A 20,877-nucleotide genomic window follows, 5' to 3' on the forward strand; every position below is an offset into this window, starting at 1 on the left:
ATCCGGCCGCCGGCCTAGGCGGTCATCAGCAGGGCCGCTGCCAGGCCCAGCAGCGCGATCAGCAGCCATGCCGCCAGCGCCGCGAGCAGTGCCCTCGCTCCGGTGTGCAGCAGCGTGCGGACCCGCACGGCGGACCCGAGCCCGAACAAGGCCGCCCCCAGGAGAATGTCCTGCAGCCCGGCACCGGCGTCGAGCCAGCCGTCGGAAAGCCAGCCCGTGGACCGGAGCCCCACCAGGGCCACAAACCCCACCACGAACAGCGGAACCAGCGGCGGCAGCGCGTGTTGGCCCGACGGGCTCATGCGGTGGTGCAGGCCCGCCACGGCAACCACCGGTGCCAGCAGCAGCACGCGGGTGAGCTTAACGACGACGGCGATGCCCAGGGCCGCGGTGCCGGCAGTCTGCGCCGTGGCCACCACCTGGCCGACGTCGTGCACCGACGCACCCGTCCAGGCACCGAAAGCGAGGGGGCTCAAGTGCAGGGGATGCATTAGCAGCGGCAGGATGCCGATCGCCAGGGTGCCGCACACTGTCACCAACGCCACCGGCAGAACGGTGTCCGCATGCCGGATCCGGCGCACAGCCGCCATGGCTCCGATGGCGGACGCCCCGCAGATCGAAAAGCCGGTGGCCACCAGCAGCGCGGTCTCACGCGGAAGCCGGAACAGCCGCACCAGCAGGTACGTGCCGCCGAAACTCAGAAGCACCACGCCAGTGATGAGGACCATGGCCAGCCAGCCCAGGCCCAGGATGTCCATGATGCTCACTTTGAGGCCCAGCAGGACTATGCCTCCGCGCATCAGGTGCTTGCCCGCAAAGTCCAGGCCCGGCCTTGCCCGGCCTGCGATCCACACTGCCGTGCCGGGAAGGTTGGCGGCGAGCAGACCCAACGCAACCGCGATGGTCATGGCCGGCAGTGCCGGCACCATGGCATGTACGGCGAAGGCAACGGCAAGGGCGGGGGTGGCTGTCAGGAGGCCGGGCAGGAGCCTGCCGGAACGCATCGCCACACCGCGGAGGCGTGCCCGCAGGGCGCCTCGGCGGCCGCTGTTCCCGCCGGCTCCGGAACTCCCGGGATTACTTGTCTCTGGCACTCACTAACCTTGCCGGATAGAACACGGATTCAACGAACCGCCGTTGCCTGGCGGCAACACGCCACAATGGATGGCGGTAATGAATTCGAAACAAAAAGATGGTTGGCTAAAGGACATGTCAGACCTATTCCAGGATTACTCCGAGGCCGCCGGGCGCACGGGCGCCTACGACGAGATGTTCACTCCCGGCCAGGAAGCACGTGAGTCGTACGGCCAGGTGGCCGATGCCCTTAGCAAGCTCTCCCTGGCCGACGTCAGCGCCCGGGCGGACTCCATGGCACGGACCTTCCTGGATCGCGGCGTGACCTTCGACTTCGCGGGGGAGGAGCGGCCGTTTCCGCTCGACATCGTCCCCCGCGTTATCCCCGCTGATGAATGGACCGTGCTCGAAAAGGGCGTCGCACAGCGCGTCCGGGCACTGGAAGCCTTCCTCAACGATGTCTACGACAAAATGAATGTGGTGGCAGACGGCGTCATCCCGCGCCAGCTCGTCACCACCAGCGCCCACTTCCACCGCCAGGTGCATGGTTTCGAGCCGGCAGGCGGAGTCCGCGTCCACATCTCCGGCATCGATGTGGTCCGCGACGCAGCTGGCACCTTCCGCGTCCTGGAAGACAATGTGCGGGTGCCTTCCGGCGTCAGCTACGTCCTGGAAAACCGGCGGGCCATGGCCAAGGGCCTGCCCGAAGCATTTGGCCAGCAGCTCATCCGGCCCGTTGAAGAGTACCCCCGCCGGCTGCTGTCCGCCCTGCGCAAAACAGCGCCCGCCGGCGTCGACGATCCCACGGTAGTGGTGCTGACCCCCGGCGTCTTTAACAGCGCTTACTTTGAACACACCCTGCTGGCCGGCCTGATGGGCGTGGAGCTCGTGGAAGGCCGCGACCTCATCTGCCGCGGCAACCGCGTCTACATGCGCACCACGGCCGGTGAGCAGCGCGTGGACGTGATCTACAAACGCATCGACGACGAGTTCCTGGACCCCCTGCAGTTCCGCTCGGATTCCATGCTCGGCTGCCCGGGACTGGTCAACGCCGCCAGGGCCGGTGGCGTGACCATCGCCAACGCCGTGGGCAACGGCGTGGCCGACGACAAACTTGTCTACAGCTACGTTCCGGACCTCATCCGCTACTACCTCAGCGAGGAACCCGTCATCGCGAACGTGGACACGTTCCGGCTGGAGGAGAAGGAAGCCCGGGAATATGTCCTGGACAACCTGGCGGAGCTCGTGGTGAAGCCCGTGGACGGCTCCGGCGGCAAAGGCCTGGTCATCGGGCCGGACGCCTCCAACGACGAACTCGAGGCGTTGCGCAAACGGGTCATCGCTGACCCGCGGGGCTGGATCGCGCAGCCGGTCCTGCAGCTGTCCACAGTACCCACCCTCGGTGGGGATAAATTCGGTCCGCGGCACGTGGACCTGCGCCCCTTTGCCGTCAACGACGGCGACGATGTCTGGGTGCTTCCTGGCGGACTCACCAGGGTGGCGCTCAAGGAAGGCTCCCTCATAGTGAACTCCAGCCAGGGCGGCGGCTCCAAGGACACCTGGGTGCTGGCAAACTCACCCCAGGTGCCGGTGGAAACTCTTCCGCGGCCCACTATTTCCATCCGCGAACGGGTATCCGTCTGGCCAGTGGAGAGCAACTGGCGCGACCGCCAGTCGGAGCAGCAGCAGTGAGCCGGGCCATCGAACCGGCACAATTGTTCACGGGGTCATCCCCACAGATTTCGGACGCGCAGGAGGTCACCGCGAATGCTTAGCCGTATTGCTGAGTCCCTATTTTGGATCGGACGCTATGTGGAGCGGGCCGACGGCACCGCCCGCATCCTGGACGTGCACCTGGAGCGCCTGAACCACCTCCCCATGGACGAACGCCGCAGGGTGGCCCAGGAACTGCTCGCAGTGATGGGTGCCCGGCCGCAGAGCGAAGACTTCGGCCTGCCCGAACTCCTCCATGCCCTGGCGTACGACAAAACCAGCGCAACCTCCATCGCCGGGTCGCTGGGAGCCGCGCGCGAGAATGCCCGCCGTGCCCGCGAGACCGTGTCCTCGGGCTTGTGGGAAAGCCTCAACACCACCTACTACGGGCTGAGCCAGCACCGTAAGGACGTCGTGGGGACGTACCGCTTCTGCAACTGGACGCTGGAACGGACGGCCATGGTCAGCGGCCTGGCCGACACCACAGTGAGCCATGACGAAAGCTGGCTGTTCCTGGTACTGGGCCGGTCCCTGGAGCGCGCGGACATGACGGCGCGGATGCTTTCCACCCGGGATGTCCTTTCTGCGGGTATGTCCTGGGTCAACATGCTGCGGTGCGCGGGGGCCTATGAGTCGTTCCTGCGGACGCGCCGGGCCGCATTCGGGGACCAGCATGCAGCCGAGTTCCTCCTCCTTGACCGGTTGTTCCCGCGGTCCATCGTCTACGCCCTGCGCGATGCTGATGAGTGCCTCGCCAAGCTTGACCCGTCGGCGCAGCGCGTGGGCTTCATCAACGATGCCCGCCGGATCGTGGGCCAGGCCCGTACGTTCCTCGAGTTCCACCGGACGGACGATCTGATGTCCGAACTGCCCGAGCACATGGAACGCGTGCAGAAGGCCGTCTCGCAGGCCTCGGACGCCATTTCCCGTAAATACTTCAATCAGGCAGACGAGCTCGCCTGGGTGGGAGAAGTTTCATGACCCGGCTGAGCATCATCCACACCACGGCCTACAAGTACAACAAGCGCGTCACGCTCTCCTACAACGAAGCCCGCATGACCCCGCTGACCGACCCCCAGCAGGTGGTCCTTGAATCCGTGCTCAAGGTCTCGCCGACGCAGGCGGCCGTGGGCAACTACCGGGACTACTGGGGCACGCGGGTCACCGCCTTCGACATGCAGATGCCGCACGACCACCTGGAGGTCGTTTCCAACATCACTGTCGAAGTGCACCGGGCGGAAAAAATCCCGGCCGGCGCTGACATCGCCGGCTGGGACGTCCTGGCATCGAAGGAATCGCTGAATACGTTCAGTGACTGGCTGCCGCAGTCCCAGCTGAGCGGTCCCGGTGACGAGGTATTGGGCATCATTCCAGGTGTCGTGGAGGATAAGAACCCGCACGAGGCAGCCATGGCCATCTTCGAATGGATGCGCGGCGAGATGACATACATGTCCGGTTCCACTGCAGTCACCACCAATGCCGAGGAGGCCTGGGGACAGCGGCAGGGCGTCTGCCAGGACCTCGCGCACCTCGCCATCGGCGCGCTGCGCAGCTGCGGCATTCCCGCCCGGTACGTCTCCGGTTACCTGCACCCGAGGTCGACGGCGGCCATCGGCGAGACTGTCGCAGGCCAGTCACATGCGTGGCTGGAGTTCTGGGACGGGGAGTGGCGCAGCTGGGATCCCACGAACCACAAGCCGGCAGGCGATTACCATGTCACTGTTGCCAGGGGACGTGACTACCGGGACGTACCGCCGCTGAAGGGCATCCTGTCCGGCGGTGGAGGCTCGGCGCTGAGTGTGAGCGTGGAAATCACCCGCCTGGCTTAGGCAGCTTAGGCGGGAGACTTCACCTCGGCGTGGCCGGGTTTTCCCTGCGTTACTCGGGAGCTGCCTTGGCTGCTCCGCTGAGCTGGGTCCACCACGTCATGGGCGCGGTCACCTTGAACCGGCGCCCGGACACAGTGCCCGGGCTGACCCGGACAAATGTGTCCTTCTTCCCGGCCTGCCATGGGAAAAGATACAGGGCCGCGGAGTCCAGGATGCCCTCGGTTCCTGTAATGGCCTTAGCCGGTCCCTTGACCACCACGCTCCAGGCCAGGCCGCTATCGGCATCCACACCGTCGGCCTCCAACGCCACAGCGGCACCTCCCGAGGCGGCGGCCAGCTTGGTTCCTGCGCCGGTGCGGAAGACCAACGTTCCGCCATCCACCGTATAGTTGATGGGGAAAATATCAGGCTGGCCGTCTACCAGGACGGCCAGCCTTCCTACGGAGACCGTCCGCAACAGGGCCCAGCATTCGTGGTGCTCCAGGTTCTGGACCTGGGACGTTGACTCTGTGGAGTTGGACTCGCTGGACGTTGGCCCGTTGGACGTTGCTTTGCTGTTCATGCCGCCGAGCCTACGCCCAACACCACGGCCATGACAGTGGCCCGCTACCAGGGGCTGGGCTTGTAGTCCTTGAGGAAGACCCCGTGCTGGTCCTCGCCGTTTTCGCCCATCACGATCGGATCGTACACGCGGGCTGCGCCGTCCACCAGGTCCAGGGGCGCGTGGAAGCCCTCCTCCATGAGCCGGACCTTGGTGAAGTGCGGGCGTTCGTCGGTGATCCAGCCGGTGTCCACAGCCGTCATCAGGATCCCGTCGGCGTCCAGCATTTCCTGGGCGCTGGTCCGGGTCATCATGTTCAGGGCCGCTTTGGCCATGTTGGTGTGCGGATGCCCGGGGCCCTTGTAGGCCCGCGAGAACTGGCCTTCCATGGCGGAAACGTTGACGATGTACTTCCGGTGTGCGGTGGAGCGTTTCATGGCATCCCGGAGCCTGCTGACAAGCAGGAACGGGGCCGTGACGTTGCAGAGCTGCACTTCCAGCATTTCCAGCGGGTCAACCTCGTCCACCACCTGGGTCCAGCTGTTGATGCCGGCCAGGTCCGGGACGAGCCCGCCGGCGTCGATCGCTGTACCGGCGGCGATCCGCTCCAGCGAGGCCGAGCCGGTGGAGAGCGCCAATGACGTGATCGCGTCACCAGCGAGCACCGGGTGATCGGTGACACTGCTCGCGAGGGCGAGTGGATGTTTGTCGTGGGCGTGGCCGAACGTCACCAGTTCCGGTCCGCCGTTAGCCGGCTCCAATGCGGCGGGCAGCGGTTCGTCCTCGGCGTCAACCAGGGGCTTATAGGCGTTGCCGGACCGGCGCACGGTCTGGGCGGCGTTGTTGATGATGATGTCCAGGGGGCCCGCGGCGTTGAGCGAATCCGTCAGGGCCATCACCTGTGACGGGTCGCGCAGGTCGATGCCCACAATCCGGAGCCTGTGCAGCCAGTCGCCGCTGTCTTCCATGGCCGCGAAGCGGCGCGCCGCGTCTTTGGGGAACCGGGTGGTGATGGTGGTGTGGGCGCCGTCCCGGAGCAGGCGCAGGGCGATGTACATGCCGATTTTGGCGCGACCTCCGGTGAGCAGCGCACGCCGGCCTGTCAGATCCGTGCGGGCATCCCGTTTGCTGTGGCTGAAGGCGGCGCATTCCGGGCAGAGCTGATGGTAAAAAGCGTCCACCTGCGTGTAGTGCTTCTTACAGATATAGCAGGGGCGGGAACGGATCAGGTGCCCGGCCACCTTGCCTGTCGCCGACGTCTCCAGCTTGTTGCCGCGGGTCTCGTCGTCGATCCTGTCCGGTGCTGCCGTAGCGGTCTGTGCAATGACGGCCCGGTCGGTTTCAGAGATAAGGTCCCGCTTGGTCACGCGGCGGTGACGCTTCACGGCTTTGAACATCTTCCCGGTGGCGCGGCGCACCGTGACATAGTCAGGGTGTTCCTCGTCGTAAACGTGGATGGTGTTCAAAACCTTGAGGCAGGCCTGGATTTCTTCAGGCGTCAGATCTGGGGAGCTCATTGTACCGATTTTACAGCCTCATGAAGATCCGGCCCGACCGGACCAGCGACAAGCGGTCCTGCCGGGCCTGCCCGTTGCGTCCTACGCGCGGTGGCCGCCCGGGGCGGTCTGCAATGCCGTCTCCGCATGAATGGCCGCAACCTGTTCCACTGATTCGCGGATCTCGGGATAGTTGGCCGTGGCCGCCTGGATGGCATTAGGAACCAGGTGGAGGTTCCGGGCGGCGAGCGCCCGTTCCGCGTCGCCAGGCTCAGGCACCTGCTGTCCCTTGGCGAGTACGGTGATACCGGTCTCGGTCACCTTGAAACCGCGGGCGCGGTCCAGTTCCGGATCCAGGCCGATCGCGGCGCCGGCCGGTACCTTCACGTTTTTGTCCAGGATGGCCCGGTTGACCACGGCACCTTCGCCGATGTTCACCTTGTCCATCAGGACCGAGTCGATGACTCTGCTGCCGTTACCCACAAAGACGTCATTGGAGAGGACGGACCCCTCCACCACGCCGCCGGAGATGACCACGCCACTGGAGACGATGGAGTCCAGGGCGGTGCCCACGGTGTCATTCACTCCGCGGACAAACTTGGCGGGCGGGGAGATGCTTTGCCGAGTGTAGATGGGCCATTCAGAGTTGTAGAGGTTGAATACAGGCAACGGGGAGATGAGATCCATGTGCGCGTCGTAGAACGAATCGATAGTGCCCACGTCACGCCAGTACGTCCGGTCGCGTTCAGTGGAACCGGGGATGTCGTTGAGGGTGAAGTCGTAAACTCCAGCCTCACCCTGGCTGACGAAGTAGGGGATGATGTCCCCGCCCATGTCGTGCTTGGTATCCAGCCGTTCGGCGTCGACGTGGAGGGCATCCACCAAAGCGTCGGCGTCAAAGACGTAGTTGCCCATGGAAGCCAGGAACTGGGTGGGATCGGCGGCCAGCCCGGGAGTTGTGGCGGGTTTCTCCACGAATGCGGCGATCTTTTGCTGGTCCTCCTGGTCCACCTCAATCACGCCGAACTGGTTTGCCATGTGCAAAGGTTGGCGCACGGCGGCCACAGTGGCCTTGGCCCCGCTGAGCACATGCTGTTCCACCATCTGGGCAAAGTCCATGCGGTAGACGTGGTCGGCGCCAACCACGACGACGATGTCGGGGTTGGCGTCATGGATCAGGTTCAGGGACTGGTAGATGGCGTTGGCGCTGCCCAGGAACCAGCTCTTGCCGACCCGCTGCTGCGCCGGCACGGACGCCACGTAGTTGCCCAACTGCGTCGACATCCGCCAGGTCTCGGAAATGTGGCGGTCAAGGCTGTGGGACTTGTACTGCGTCAGCACCACAATCTGCAAGTAGCGTGAATTCACCAGGTTGGACAGCGCAAAGTCAATCAGCCGGTAACTGCCGGCAAAAGGCACGGCAGGTTTGGCCCGGTCCGCCGTCAGTGGCATCAGCCGGTTTCCCTCGCCGCCTGCGAGGACAATGGCCAGAACTCTTTTGTTCAACGGCATGGTGGTCGCTCCTGTACGCCTTCGTAACTCCCCAAACAGTCCGGCGTGCCCGGACTCCTTCACACTAGAACAGATAGTGCGGAAGGACTACCTTGGGTAACGTGCGAATAGACATTGTGACTAAAGAGTTCCCGCCCGAGATCTACGGAGGCGCCGGAGTCCACGTGGCCGAATTGAGCAGGGTGCTGAGTAAGCGAGTTGACCTGCAGGTTCGAGCCTTTGGTGCTCCCCGCGACGCCGATTACCACGGTGCCGGGGTGACCTCCTATTCCGTTCCCGAAGACCTGGGTTCTGCCAACGCCGCCGTCCAGACGCTCGGCGTGGACCTGCGCATCGTGCCGGATGTGGCAGGGGCCGATCTGGTCCACTCGCACACCTGGTACGCGAACATGGCCGGCCACCTGGCGTCCCTGCTCCACGGCATCCCGCACGTATTGAGCGCCCACAGCCTGGAACCCTTGAGGCCGTGGAAGGCCGAACAGCTCGGCGGTGGCTATGCCTTGTCCTCGTGGGTTGAGAAAACCGCCTACGAGGCCGCAGCGGCGATCATCGCCGTGTCGGAAGGCATGCGGCAGGATATCCTGCGCAGCTACCCCGACGTCGACCCCGCCAAGGTCAGGGTGGTCCACAACGGTATCGACGTTGAACTGTGGCAGCGCGATGAAAACGACGACGCTATCCGTGCGCTGGGCATCGACCCGGATAAGCCGAGCGTGGTGTTTGTTGGGCGGAACACGCGCCAAAAGGGCGTGCCGTACCTGCTGCGTGCTGCCGCGAAGCTCCCGGCCAATGTACAACTTGTGCTGTGCCTCGGGGCGGCGGATACCCCCGAGCTCGCAGCAGAAACCGCCCGCCTGATCGAGGAGCTGCAGAGCCAGCGGACAGGTGTCATCCTGATCGAACGGATGCTGCCGCGGAACGAACTCATCCAGGTCCTCAGCCATGCCACAGCGTTCGCTTGCCCTTCCATCTATGAACCGCTGGGCATCGTCAACCTCGAGGCGATGGCTTGCGGTGCAGCCGTTGTGGCCAGCGCTACGGGCGGTATTCCTGAGGTGGTCCAGCATGGCCGGACGGGCCTGCTTGTCGGTCTGGAACAGGTCACCGACGGTACCGGCACACCGCTTGACCCGGAGAAGTTCGTGACGGAATTCGCGGCCGCCCTGACAGAGGTCGTCTCCGATCCAGAACGGGCACGTGCCATGGGCCAGGCCGGCCGCCGCCGGGCGGAGGAGCACTTCTCCTGGGAATCCATCACCGAGACCACCCTTGAGGTCTACCGCTCAGTGCTTCCTGCCGGACAGCAGTAACAACAGCAGTCCTGTCCAACAGCGCACGACGGCGCCGCTTCCCACCGAGGGGGAGCGGCGCCGTCGTGCGTTACCCGCGAGTGGAACGCGGAGCGGTCAGGTCCGCTGGATGCGGCCGCCGGCGGAGGTGCGCGCCAGCAGGGCTTTTTCGTCGACGGGGGCGTCGCCGCTGGCCCGCTGTGCCCTGACGTACGCGCGGGCCTCGTCCTGCCGGACCTTCTCGGCACCCGTGGCGATGGCGGCGCGCACGTGCTCGTCGCCGTACCCGAAGGCGTCCACAAGGTCCAGGGCGTGCGGTCTGATCTTGACCAGGAGCCGGTTGATGTAATCACCAACGGTGCGTGCCCGTTGCATGGAGAGCCGGCCGTTCATGAGGTACCAGGACAGGTTCTTTTCGATCAACGACAGGCCAAACAGGTCACGCAGCCAGGTCAGGACCCGTCTGGTGCCGGGGTCCGTGACATCGTCCAGCGCCTCCGTGAACGCCTCCCATTGCAGGAGCTCGGCGTGGGCCTGGGCGGCGTCGATCAGCTCGTTCTGGTGCTGGTTGAAGAGGGCCGCCCCCTCTTCGACGGGCAGCTTGTTGGCGCCCTTCAGGGCCGCCCCGACGTCGGCCACCATGGTCTGGACGCGGTCTGTCAGGAGGGTGCGCTGGCCTTCCTCGTCCCTGAGCGCGATAGCAGCCTTTTGGACCGAGCCGGTATCGGCGACAAACTGCGCCACCTGCCGCAGGCCGGTGCGGTGGATCGCGACGCCCGTTGCCTGGGAAACCACGTAGCGTGCCAGCACGCCGAAATCGACATTTCTGAACTCCTTGGCATAGTCGGCCAGGAGGCGCTTGGCCACAAGCTGCAGCAGGACAGTATTGTCGCCCTCAAACGTGACATAGACGTCCAGGTCCGCGCGAAGGGAGGCGAAGCGGTTTTCAATCAGGAAGCCCGCGCCGCCGCACGCCTCACGGCATTCCTGCAGCGTGTCCAGGGCATGCCAGGTGCTCAGCGGCTTCAGGGCCGCGGCGAGGGTCTCCAGGTCCTGCCGGTCCTCATCGGTATCGTGGGCGCCGGAAAAGACGTCGTCGAACTTCTGGAGGAGCTGCTCGTGCGCGAAGCCCGCGGCATACGTCGTGGCCAGCCGGGTAAACAAGCGCCGCTGGTGGCGCTGGTAGTCCAGCAGGACCTCTTCGTCAGTGTGGGACGACGCGTTGAACTGGCGGCGTTCGGTGGCGTAGCGGATGGCTGCTGTCAGGGCGACCTTCGACGCCGCCACAGCGGCGCCGTCCAGGGACACGCGGCCCTGGACGAGGGTTCCCAGCATGGTGAAAAAGCGGCGGCCGGGGCTGGCAATGGACGACGTGTAGGTCCCGTCCGGTGCCACATCGCCGTAGCGGTTCAGGAGGTTCGTCCGGGGGATGCGGACGTTGTTGAAATGCAGCCGGCCGTTGTCGATCCCGTTGAGGCCGCCCTTGACGCCGTCGTCCTCGCCACCGATCCCGGGTAGGAAGTCCATTGTGTCGGGGTCTCGGAGGTCAAGGTAAAAGGCGTGCACACCATGATTAACGCCCTTTGTCACCAGCTGGGCGAACACAACAGCTGCGAGGCCGTCGATGGCTGCGTTGCCGATGTAGTCCTTCCATGCGGCACGGAACGGTGTGTGGACCACAAATTCCTGGGTTTCGGCGTTGTAGGTCGCTGTCGTGGCGATGTTGGCCACATCGGAGCCGTGGCCGGTTTCCGTCATCGCGAAGCAGCCGGGGATCTCAAGGTTCATGATGCCCGGTAGCCATTTGTTGTGGTGCTCCTGCGTGCCGAGGTGCATGACCGCCGAGCCAAAGAGGCCCCACTGGACACCGGCCTTAATCTGCAGGGACGGGTCCGCGGTGACCAGTTCCTCGAACCTGGCCACGTTGCCGCCGTGATCATCGGAACCGCCCAGTGCCGTCGGGAAAGCCCGCTGCACGGCGTTGTGCTCCACAAGGTACTTCAATTGGCCGAAGGCCCTCGTCCGGTGGTCGGTGTGCGTCTGTCCTTCGATCTTGTGCAGTGCTGGGTCGCTGGCCAGTACGCGCGATTGCCGGCGGGATTCCGCCCATTTTCCTAGGAGCTGCTCGCCGAGGGCGGCAACGTCGACGGCGGGCTGCGCAGCCGTTCCGTTGCCGGCGGTGGTGCTGGTGGCGGCTCGGCCCGCAGCGGCTGCGTTCGTTACGGCGGCGTTCGTTACGGCTGCGTTCGGGCCGGTGGGGCGGTCCACTACTTCGGTCATGTCAATGTCCTTCGTTGGTTCTGACAGGAGGGTGTGAGGTTCTTTGGGCGGAATCATGGCGCGCTGGCAGGGTTAAGCTCGGGCGCGATTCCCACGCATAGCCAGGCAGTGATTTGGCGGGCCATGGCTTCCTGGTCCGGCTTCGCCGCCGAATCAGGTGTGCTCAGCCATTGCTCGCCGGCATTTCGGACCAGGCCGATGGCCGCCGTGGGCCAGTAGCCGATCACTGCTTCCTTGCCATCGCCGAGGTGGGTTCGCATCGGTGCGGCGATCATCTCCCCGATGGAATCGAAGAAGTGGCCCAAGGCTCCTGAAATGGCCGCCGATCCGTGGGGGCCGTCCGCGTCCACCGGCGCGTAGCGGGTGACGAAGCTGTAGACGTTGGGGCTGGTTTCCGCCATCTGGAGATAGGCCGAGATCATGGCCAGGAGCCCTTCCCGGGGGGTCTGGGCACCCTGGGCCGCTTCGCGGATCTTGCGTTGCATCTGGCTCAGGACAACTTCCCCGACGGCGTGCTGCAGGCCGGCTTTGTCGCCGAAATAGCGGTAGAAGACTGACTTCGATGTTCCGGCGGCCGCAGCAATCTCCTCCATGGAGGCGTCACTGCCCAGCGCGTGGACGGCCCGCCGTGCGGACTTGATGAGCTCCCGGCGTCGCTCCTCGCGGTGGGTCTGCCAGCGGGCCGAGCGGCCGTCGGCATTTCCGCCGGCAGCCGGCATCGGGGCTTCTGAGTGGAGGTTGTTCACGATACTCAGCGTATCAGGTACGCTGGGTATCGGTAACCGTCGCAGATCAGAGGAGTCACCCATGTCCGTCAATGGACAGTCCGGCATCGGACCCCACGAATTCGCCAGCTCCACGACGTCCGGCGCGGCGCGCCCAGTCCGCCGGGCTGTGATTGTGGGTGGAAACCGGATCCCGTTTGCCCGGTCCGGCGGGGCTTACACGAAGTCGTCCAACCAGGACATGCTCACCGCCGCGCTGGACGGTCTTATTGCCAGGTTTGGCCTCCAGGATGAGCGGATCGGCGAGGTTGCGGCCGGCGCCGTGCTCAAGCACTCCAGGGACTTCAACCTCACCCGTGAGGCAGTCCTGGGTTCAGCGTTGTCGGCCGAAACCCCCGCATACGACCTGCAGCAGGCGTGCGCCACCGGCCTGGAGACAGTCCTGGGCCTGGCTAACAAGATCAGGCTGGGCCAGATCGATTCCGCGATTGCAGGCGGTGTCGACTCGGCGTCGGACGCCCCCATTGCTGTCAGCGAAGGCCTGCGCGAAGTGCTCCTGGACCTCAACCGCACCAAAACCCTTCCCCAGCGCCTCCAGGTGCTCAGCCGGCTGCGGCCCAAGGACCTGGCCCCCGATGCTCCGAGCACGGGGGAGCCGCGCACCGGCCTGTCCATGGGCGAGCACCAGGCGCTCACCACCGCGCAGTGGAACATTTCACGGGAGGCCCAGGATGAGCTGGCGTTCAACAGCCACCGCAATCTTTCCGCCGCGTACGACGCGGGTTTCTTCGATGACCTCATGACGCCCTACCGTGGACTCGCCAAGGACTCCAATCTGCGAGCGGACACCACCTTGGAGAAGTTGGCCACACTCAAGCCCGTCTTCGGGAAGAACCTGGGCGCCGAGGCCACCATGACGGCCGGAAACTCCACGCCGCTGACCGACGGGGCATCCACGGTCCTGCTCGCATCCGAAGACTGGGCCGATGCCCATGACCTGCCCAAGCTAGCCACCGTTGTTGATGGAGAGGCAGCTGCCGTGGACTTCGTCCACGGCAAAGACGGCCTGCTCATGGCCCCCGCGTTCGCGGTCCCGAGGCTGCTTGCCCGCAACGGCCTGACGCTGGACGACTTCGACTTCTTTGAGATCCATGAAGCCTTTGCCGGGACCGTCCTGAGCACACTGGCCGCCTGGGAAGATGAGGAGTTCGGCCGCACCCGGCTGGGACTCGACGGCGCCTTTGGCAGCATCGACCGCACCAAGCTGAACGTCAACGGCTCCTCCTTGGCCGCAGGCCACCCGTTCGCGGCCACCGGCGGACGCATCGTCGCGTCACTGGCGAAGATGCTGCAGGCCAAGGGCACCGTCGACGGAAGGCCGGCACGCGGTCTCATTTCCATCTGCGCCGCCGGTGGCCAGGGCGTCGTCGCAATTCTCGAAGCACTCTAGGGGCACCGGATGACGGACAAATACACCACCCTGGTCAACCAGGGGCTGGGCAGGAACATCGCCAAGCGGCTGGGCCTGCCCCAGCCTGCACTGCTGCGCCGCTACAAGCCGGGCCAGCCCTTGGTCACCGGCCCCGTCCTGGTCCAGGGCAACACCGCCGGAGCCGACGGACTGGCCGCCCAGCTGCTTTCCTGGGACCTGGACGTCCGGCGCCACGCAGTGCCCCGCGAAAAGCTGGGCGCAATCATTCTGGTCCTGGATGAGCTGTCCCGGCCAGAAGACCTCGAAAAGCCCGTGCTGTCCGCAGCGTCCTCGCTGCGTGATCTCGGACCGAGCGCCCGCATTATCACCATCTCCCGGCCTGCCGCGGAAACAAGGTTCCCTGCACAGTCGGCTGCCCGGCAAGGTGTGGATGGCTTCCTGCGGTCCCTGGCCAAGGAACTCCGGGCCGGCGCAACAGCAAACGGCATCGTCCTGGCCGGGGGAGTGCAGAGCACCAGCCCCAGTGCCCTTGCCGCGCTGCGGTTCTTCCTGTCCGGCCGGTCGGCATTTGTCGACGGCCAGTTCCTGACTGTCTCCTCCGGCGAAGGCCACCTGCCCGCTGACTTCGAGAAACCGCTCGCCGGCAAGGTTGCTGTGGTCACCGGTGCCGCCCGCGGCATCGGTGCGGCCATTGCCCGGACCCTTCACCGGGACGGGGCCACCCTGGTCCTCGTTGACATCCCCGCGGCCGGGGACCATCTGGCTGCTGTTGCCAACGAAGTCCGCGGGACGGCGCTTCAACTGGATATCAGCCGTGAAGAAGCCGGCCAGCGGATCATCGACCACGCCGTGCAGCGTCATGGCCGCTTGGACATCGTCATCCACAACGCCGGCATTACCCGGGACAAGCTGCTGGCCAACATGGACCACCCGCGCTGGAGCTCCGTGCTCAACATCAACATTGCCGCCCAGCTCAGAATCAACGAAACACTCCTGGCCTCTGAGCACTTCCGCAATTCACCACGGATTGTTTCGGTGGCATCCACCAGCGGCATAGCGGGCAACCGTGGCCAAACCAACTACGCTGCCTCCAAAGGCGGTGTGATGGGTATGGTTCGCGCTTCTGCGCCCCTTCTGGCAGAGAACGGCGGGAGCATCAACGCGGTGGCGCCCGGCTTTATCGAAACAGACATGACAGCGCGGATCCCGTTTGCCGTCCGGGAAGTGGGCCGGCGGCTGAATTCGCTGCAGCAGGGAGGCCAGCCGTCCGACGTTGCGGAGGCCATTGCCTTCCTGGCGAGCGACGCCGCCGGAGGCATCAACGGCGACGTGCTGCGGGTCTGCGGACAGAACCTGGTGGGTGCATGAGCACAGTCCAGCCGGTCATCCTGGGGGAGATGCCGTCCCTGTCCAAGCTGTACGTCAATGCCGCCGCGCAGGCGGCGCGGCGCCGCGTCCTGGGCACTCACAACGGATCCAGCCTGCCGGTCACCGGCCACGAAGTGCGCGGGGTAACGGCCGACGTCGGCAACCTCACCGCGTACCAGCACCTCATCGGGCTGACTGCCAGGGACACCCTGCCAGCCGGCTACCTCCACGCGCTGGCATTCCCGCTGGCCATGAGTGTGATGAACCGCGACGATTTCCCGCTGCCGCTCCTGGGCATGGTCCATCTCAGCAACCATGTAGAGCAGAGGTCGCCGGTGCTCTTCACGGAATCCTTGGATATCCAAGCGAGGGTTGAAAACCTCCGGGGCCACCGGGCCGGCACACAACTTGACGTGGTTGCCGAGATCCGTGGCGCCGGTACACCGGACATCAAGTGGACCGGGCGCTCGTCCTACCTGGCCAAGGGTGTGTTCCTCCCCGGCATAGACAAGCCGACGCCCCACAACGGCCAGGCCGATTTCACGCCTCCGGACCCCACCGCGATTTGGCATTTGGGGGTCGACACGGGAAGGGCGTATGCCGCCGTTTCCGGCGATTTCAACCCGATCCACCTCAGCGTCCTTTCTGCCAAGGCCCTGGGCATGCGGCGCTCCATCGCGCACGGGATGTACCTTGCCTCGAGGGCCCTCGCGGATGTCGGGCCGGCCAAGGGCGAAACGTTCACGTGGGATGTCACGTTCGAGGCGCCGGTGTTCCTGCCGGCCCGCGTTGCCTTGGATATCACCGCCCTGGATATCGCCACGGCGCAGACGCCTGGCGAAGGCTGGCAGCGGGCCGAATTTGTGGCGTGGAACCCTCGCTCCGGCCGCCGCCACTTCAGCGGCTCCGTGGCACCGTTTTAGGACGCCGGCCGCACAGCCCGGAGGATACGGTGCAGGCTCAGGAGGATGGACTCGGACGCCGTCGCGGCCGAATCTGCCTGGGCCCGCTCCGCAACCGCTGCCATACCGGCCTCCACCGCTGACTTTGAAGCAGCCAACAGCCGCCGCTGGTCTGCTTCATCCCCGCCATCGAACGAGGCAAGGAGTTCACCGGTGGCGGTCATGGCTGCGGCCAGGGGCGCACTGTCGCTGAATGGCACGGTGTAAGGTGCGTCGTCTGTCCAGATGACATCGGACAGGACTTCTGTCATGTCCTGGATGTGGAACGTCACCCGCTCCAGATCACGAAGGTTGCGGTAGTCGAGATCCACATCGCGGGGATGAAGCCGCCGGCGTGGATTGGCGCGGCGGCTCGCGTCAGCCTCCTGCACGAGATAGCGGACGTTGCTGGCTGCTTCGGCCAGCTCGCTTGACCGGCGGGACCACTCCTCGTGCTCGGGAGGCCACTTTTCAGTCAGGGCAGCACCCATGTCAGTCAGCTGCCGCCCTAGGGCCAGCCGGAGTTTACCCAGGCTGGTGGCTGCCGCCTTGAAGTGCAGGGGAGGAAACACCAGGAAGTTGACGGCAATGCCCACCGCGACGCCGACGCCCATCTGAATGAGGTAGCCAAAGGAAAAGTCGTCCCGGTTGCTTCCGCCTACCAGCAGAACCAGCAGCGCCGCCGTCGGAATCCAATCGCTGCCGGAGCCGATTCGGGGAAGGCCACCGAGCAGCACTCCGATTCCCATAAACACCGCGACCGTCAGAGGCGACGGATCACCGATACTGACCAACGCAAAGGCGAGCCCGACGCCCAGGGCGAGGCCCACCAACGCCTGGAGGCCCTGCCGCACGGATCCGGCCACGTTGCGGTACATCGACACCAGCGCCCCGAGCGGCGCGTAGTACGGATACTCGGCAGCGGATCCCGGCATCAGGGGAGCAATGGCAAATGCGAGGCCGGCGGCTACAGCTGCCTTCGCCGCCAGCTGCAGGCGCTGAACCGTGAATGCCGACGAGAGACCGGCCACCGAATTCCTCAGGAGACGGGATCCAGCGGCAGGCCGGCGCTGCGGCTGCGCTTGATTGTCACCCATCCGCCCCACACTAGGTGCAGCCGCTTGTCACGACAAGGCAGATTGTTGCGACAAGGCAGACGCGGCCCGCCGGACTTCCGCAGCGAGCCGATGCGCTTTGCCCTGGGTGCGTCCGTCCTCGGCCCGCTGCGGGATGTATCCGAAGCCGAGCCCGTACGCGGGATCGGCAAACCCCAGGGCAGCGTTTTGCTCCTTCGTGGCCGAAGGCGCGGTGGCTGCCGAAATTCCGCGAGACGTGCGGCTTCATAAAGACCACGGCAAAGGCGTTGTCCAGTCCGGACATACGGTCCAGGCCCCACACCTGCTCCTGGGACATGGCGCTGACGGTCTCAGGGGTCAACAAGGGGGCCCGGCCGTCCACACCGGTTGTGGCCGCCGTGTAGAGCCTGGCCAGGCCCTCCGCCGTGCCCACACCGCCGGCGGCACTCATTCCCTCGGCGCGCACGGTCCGTTGATTGGGAAGTTCCATGTTTGAGCTGACGGCCGCGTTGCTGTTAAGCCCGTCCAGGCTCAGTGGATCCAGCCATGGTTGAAGGGGATCGACGTCGTAGAGGACGTCCCGGTAGCGCGGTTCCAGCTCTTCGGGCAGACCCAGGAAGAAATCGATGCCGTAGGCCATGCGGATTCGCTGGTCATAGAGGCTCTGCAGGCTGGTCCCGGTGACCCGCCGGCAGAGTTCCTCCATGATGATGCCGATGGTGAGGGCGTGGCACCCAAATTCGGGCCAGTAGTGCGCCACCGTCCGGTCGAGGTCCAGCAGCCCGTCCTGGACGAGCAGCGAAATCACCAGGGCCGCCACGCCCTTGGAGACTGAATACGCCCCCGTGATGGAATCGGCCGTGATGTGGGGCCCGCCAAACAGGTCCACGATCTTCACGCCGTCCCGGTATGCGGCCAGCTGGGCGCTGTACTGCGGATCCGCGGCGAGAAGCGCCTCAAACAGATCCAAAACGCCTTCATAGCCGGGCGCTGCAAATCCAAAAGATTTCTGCATGGGCCTAGCCTAACCGGTTAGAAAGCGCTTTCCTGATGTGAGGCGCTCCGTGGCCCGGGGAAACTTCTTCGCCGGGGCGCACCGGTCCCGGGGGAGTGCCGTCTCCGAACGGCCGGCCGCCCAGCGCTTCCCTGCCGTGCGGCTCCAGCCAGCCGGCCGGATCGGGACCCTGCGGCACCATCCGGGTGGGGTTGATGTCCTCGTGGACGATGTAATAGTGCTGCTTGATCTGGACGAAGTCGATCGTGTCGCCGAAACCGGGAGTCTGGAAAAGATCCCGCGCGTAACCCCATAGGGCCGGCAGTTCGGTCAGCTTCTGCCGGTTGCACTTGAAATGCCCGTGGTAGACGGCATCGAACCTGGCCAAGGTGGTGAACAGGCGGATATCCGCTTCCGTGATGGTGTCACCCACAAGGTATCGCTGTCCGGTGAGCCGTTCCTCGAGCCAGTCGAGCGCGGTCCACAGCCTGGTGTAGGCCGCGTCGTAGACCTCCTGGGAGCCAGCAAAGCCGCAGCGGTAGACGCCGTTGTTGACCTCTGTGAAGATGCGCTTGTTGACGGCGCCAATTTCGGCGCGGTGGTGCTCCGGGTAAAGGTCAGGCGCTCCGGCCCGGTGGAAACGGGTCCATTCCGTGGCAAAGTCCAGGGTGATCTGAGGGAAGTTGTTGGTGACCACCGCGCCGCTGGCAATATCAACGATCGCCGGCACTGTGATGCCGCGCGGGTAATCCGGGAAGCGCCGGAAATAGGCGCTCTGGATGCGCTCGATGCCAAGCACAGGGTCCACCCCGCCCGGATCGAGGTCAAAAGTCCACGACCGGGCATCGTGGGTCGGGCCGGGCTGGCCCAGGGAGATGGCGTCTTCCAGCCCGAGGAGCCTCCGCACAATCACGGTCCGGTTCGCCCACGGGCATGCCCGCGCCGCAATCAGCCGGTACCGGCCAGCTTCCACTGGCCATCCCGGCTCGCCGCTGACGCCAACGCGGCCGTCGTGGGTGATCCGGTCCTCAATGTAATTGGTGTCTCGGTTGAACTCGGCACCGGCGGTCACATAGGCGCCCCGCGTGCTGTGTCCGGTGCCGGCGTCAGTGCTGCCGGCAGCGGTGGCGTTCGTGGCCTGTGGCTCGCTCGAATATTCCTGGTTCATGCGAACCAGCCTAGGCTCCGGCGGTAAGGATTGCCGAGATGGGCTGCCAGGCCACCAGCCAGGAGCCGGCAATAACGGCGACAAAGAGCGCGATCCAGATGCCGGAGGGTATGGATGTTGCGCGGTACAGGATATAGGCGTCGGAACTGGCCAGCCTGTCACGGCGCCGCAGGTGCACATTGGTGAGCTTCGCGAGGTCCCGGACGGCGGCCACGAGCAGTGCCACGCCAAGCACGATTGCAACATGGCCGGTGAAGCTGCTGGGCACAACGAGGACCAACAACCCGCCCCCGGCGACGGCAAGGCCTGTGATCAGCAGCCCTGCGAAGTTCCTGATGAACACCAGCGAAACCAGGAGGATAAGGGTTCCGGTGGCCAAGGCCGCCGGTCCCCAGCCCGCAAAGCCGGAGGTGACCAGGGCGGCGCCGGTCAGGGCCGGAACCGGGTAGCCCCAGAATCCCGACCAGATGGCGGCGGCCCGGCCCCGGCTGTAACTGGTGGTTGTGCCTGAGTGGTCCAACCGGAGCTGGATCCCGCTCAGTCTCTGGCCGCTCATGACGGCGGCGAAAGCATGGCCGAGTTCGTGCGTGGCGGTGGCCAGCAGTCCAAAGTACTTCCAGGTGGCACGGGGGATAGACAGCGCAGTTGCCAGCGCCAGCACAACAGCCAGTTCGGCCACCGTGACCTGGGGGATGGCGGCACGGCTGAAGGCTTCAATGATGCGTTGCCACAATTGCTCGGGAATCAAGGTCATTTCCGGCCGGGCCGGGAGTGGTGATTGTCAGCCATAGCCATCTACGGTACTAGAGGGATGGTTCACCACTGTCCTGCTGCCCTGCCGCTTTGGGGCGCTCAACGAATCGAGGAATGCCGTGACCACTTTGAAGGAACGCCTGCACGCTGATGTTGTGGTGCACATGAAAGAGCGGAACAAGACCGCCCTGACAACGGTGCGCAATGTCTTGGGCGAGATTGAAACACGGGAGAAGTCGGGAAAGACGCCCATTGTCCTGGACGATGCCCAGGTGACCTCGTTCTTGCAGAAAGAGGCCGCCAAGCGACGCGACACCGCAAGGATCTACACGGAAGCCGCCGAATCCGAACGAGCGGCGGCTGAAATCGCCGAGGCCGAAATCATAGAAGCGTACTTGCCGCAGCCGCTGACAGCCGCGGAAGTCGAGGCGATTGTTGACGAGACCATTGCCGGGCTGCGGAACGAAGGCGTAGAGCCCGGAATGCGCCAGCTGGGCGCCGTGATGAAGCCTGTCACGGCCAAAGTCGCCGGACGCTACGACGGCAAGGCGGTCAGCGAGATCGTCCGCAGCCGTCTCGCCTAAGCGGTCAGCTCGAGCCTGTTAACAGGAAAGGCACGCCTACTGAACGTGGGCGTGCCTTAACTTCCTGTTGGCGGAACTCGGCCGCCACGGAAGAGTATCCGG

18 protein-coding genes are annotated in these 20,877 nt (G+C 65.2%); 8 read left to right on the plus strand and 10 right to left on the minus strand.

What is annotated here, in order from left to right; all coding sequences use genetic code 11:
* Positions 1-14: 14 nt before the first annotated feature.
* Positions 15-1,004, minus strand: coding sequence for a YeiH family protein (locus FYJ92_RS09535; RefSeq protein WP_185263751.1), 990 nt, complete (start codon positions 1,002-1,004; stop codon positions 15-17).
* A 205-nt stretch (positions 1,005-1,209) separates the two neighbouring features.
* Between FYJ92_RS09535 and FYJ92_RS09540 the strand changes: the two genes are divergently transcribed.
* The 3 genes from FYJ92_RS09540 (at position 1,210) to FYJ92_RS09550 (ending at position 4,616) form a co-directional block, all read left to right on the plus strand.
* On the plus strand, positions 1,210-2,766 hold the full coding sequence (locus FYJ92_RS09540; protein ID WP_185260527.1) for a circularly permuted type 2 ATP-grasp protein: 1,557 nt from the start codon (positions 1,210-1,212) through the stop codon (positions 2,764-2,766).
* Positions 2,767-2,841: 75 nt separating this feature from the next.
* Positions 2,842-3,768: an alpha-E domain-containing protein gene (locus FYJ92_RS09545; protein WP_056339904.1), complete on the plus strand. Its 927-nt coding sequence runs from the start codon at positions 2,842-2,844 to the stop codon at positions 3,766-3,768.
* Positions 3,765-4,616 (plus strand): transglutaminase family protein, encoded by an 852-nt coding sequence (locus tag FYJ92_RS09550; protein WP_185260528.1) that lies wholly within the window; start codon positions 3,765-3,767, stop codon positions 4,614-4,616. Before FYJ92_RS09545 ends, FYJ92_RS09550 begins: the two co-directional genes overlap by 4 nt.
* A gap of 49 nt (positions 4,617-4,665) precedes the next feature.
* On the opposite strand, the gene FYJ92_RS09555 is transcribed toward FYJ92_RS09550, so the two are convergent.
* The 3 genes from FYJ92_RS09555 to glgC form a co-directional block, all read right to left on the minus strand.
* The gene (locus FYJ92_RS09555; RefSeq protein WP_185260529.1) at positions 4,666-5,178 is read right to left on the minus strand and encodes a pyridoxamine 5'-phosphate oxidase family protein; all 513 of its coding nucleotides are present in this window, start codon (positions 5,176-5,178) and stop codon (positions 4,666-4,668) included.
* 44 nt (positions 5,179-5,222) lie between these two features.
* Complete coding sequence (locus FYJ92_RS09560; protein WP_185260530.1) at positions 5,223-6,674, minus strand: SDR family NAD(P)-dependent oxidoreductase; 1,452 nt, start codon at positions 6,672-6,674, stop codon at positions 5,223-5,225.
* 81 nt (positions 6,675-6,755) lie between these two features.
* The gene (gene glgC / locus FYJ92_RS09565) at positions 6,756-8,165 is read right to left on the minus strand and encodes a glucose-1-phosphate adenylyltransferase (RefSeq protein ID WP_185260531.1); all 1,410 of its coding nucleotides are present in this window, start codon (positions 8,163-8,165) and stop codon (positions 6,756-6,758) included.
* Between the two features lie 101 nt (positions 8,166-8,266).
* Here glgC and glgA point away from each other — a divergent pair, with 101 nt between their 5' ends.
* Entirely contained in the window at positions 8,267-9,475 is a 1,209-nt protein-coding gene (glgA, locus tag FYJ92_RS09570) for a glycogen synthase (protein WP_195808710.1), read from the plus strand.
* A gap of 96 nt (positions 9,476-9,571) precedes the next feature.
* Here glgA and FYJ92_RS09575 read toward each other — a convergent pair whose 3' ends face one another.
* Together FYJ92_RS09575 and FYJ92_RS09580 are read right to left on the minus strand one after the other, a co-directional pair.
* Positions 9,572-11,734: an acyl-CoA dehydrogenase gene (locus tag FYJ92_RS09575; protein ID WP_185260533.1), complete on the minus strand. Its 2,163-nt coding sequence runs from the start codon at positions 11,732-11,734 to the stop codon at positions 9,572-9,574.
* Positions 11,735-11,787: 53 nt separating this feature from the next.
* Positions 11,788-12,453 (minus strand): TetR/AcrR family transcriptional regulator, encoded by a 666-nt coding sequence (locus FYJ92_RS09580; protein WP_255482396.1) that lies wholly within the window; start codon positions 12,451-12,453, stop codon positions 11,788-11,790.
* Between the two features lie 88 nt (positions 12,454-12,541).
* Between FYJ92_RS09580 and FYJ92_RS09585 the strand changes: the two genes are divergently transcribed.
* The 3 genes from FYJ92_RS09585 to FYJ92_RS09595 are packed head-to-tail and all read left to right on the plus strand — an operon-like array spanning position 12,542 to position 16,182.
* Complete coding sequence (locus tag FYJ92_RS09585; RefSeq protein WP_185260535.1) at positions 12,542-13,909, plus strand: acetyl-CoA C-acetyltransferase; 1,368 nt, start codon at positions 12,542-12,544, stop codon at positions 13,907-13,909.
* 9 nt (positions 13,910-13,918) lie between these two features.
* A complete protein-coding gene (locus tag FYJ92_RS09590; protein WP_185260536.1) occupies positions 13,919-15,259 on the plus strand; it encodes a 3-oxoacyl-ACP reductase in 1,341 nt (446 codons plus the stop codon).
* Positions 15,256-16,182 (plus strand): MaoC/PaaZ C-terminal domain-containing protein, encoded by a 927-nt coding sequence (locus tag FYJ92_RS09595; protein WP_185260537.1) that lies wholly within the window; start codon positions 15,256-15,258, stop codon positions 16,180-16,182. Before FYJ92_RS09590 ends, FYJ92_RS09595 begins: the two co-directional genes overlap by 4 nt.
* On the opposite strand, the gene FYJ92_RS09600 is transcribed toward FYJ92_RS09595, so the two are convergent.
* The 4 genes from FYJ92_RS09600 to FYJ92_RS09615 form a co-directional block, all read right to left on the minus strand.
* Positions 16,179-17,231, minus strand: coding sequence for an aromatic acid exporter family protein (locus FYJ92_RS09600; RefSeq protein WP_255482397.1), 1,053 nt, complete (start codon positions 17,229-17,231; stop codon positions 16,179-16,181). The genes FYJ92_RS09595 and FYJ92_RS09600 overlap by 4 nt on opposite strands.
* A 76-nt stretch (positions 17,232-17,307) precedes the next feature.
* The gene (locus tag FYJ92_RS09605; protein WP_370525918.1) at positions 17,308-18,291 is read right to left on the minus strand and encodes a serine hydrolase domain-containing protein; all 984 of its coding nucleotides are present in this window, start codon (positions 18,289-18,291) and stop codon (positions 17,308-17,310) included.
* Between the two features lie 4 nt (positions 18,292-18,295).
* Positions 18,296-19,438, minus strand: coding sequence for a glutathione S-transferase family protein (locus FYJ92_RS09610; RefSeq protein ID WP_185260539.1), 1,143 nt, complete (start codon positions 19,436-19,438; stop codon positions 18,296-18,298).
* 10 nt (positions 19,439-19,448) lie between these two features.
* Positions 19,449-20,192, minus strand: a complete 744-nt coding sequence (locus tag FYJ92_RS09615) for a M50 family metallopeptidase (RefSeq protein WP_185260540.1) — start codon at positions 20,190-20,192, stop codon at positions 19,449-19,451.
* Positions 20,193-20,310: 118 nt separating this feature from the next.
* Here FYJ92_RS09615 and FYJ92_RS09620 point away from each other — a divergent pair, with 118 nt between their 5' ends.
* On the plus strand, positions 20,311-20,775 hold the full coding sequence (locus FYJ92_RS09620) for a GatB/YqeY domain-containing protein (RefSeq protein ID WP_185260541.1): 465 nt from the start codon (positions 20,311-20,313) through the stop codon (positions 20,773-20,775).
* Positions 20,776-20,877: the final 102 nt, after the last annotated feature.

It is taken from the genome of Pseudarthrobacter sp. NBSH8, from assembly GCF_014217545.1.
GTDB lineage: Bacteria > Actinomycetota > Actinomycetes > Actinomycetales > Micrococcaceae > Arthrobacter.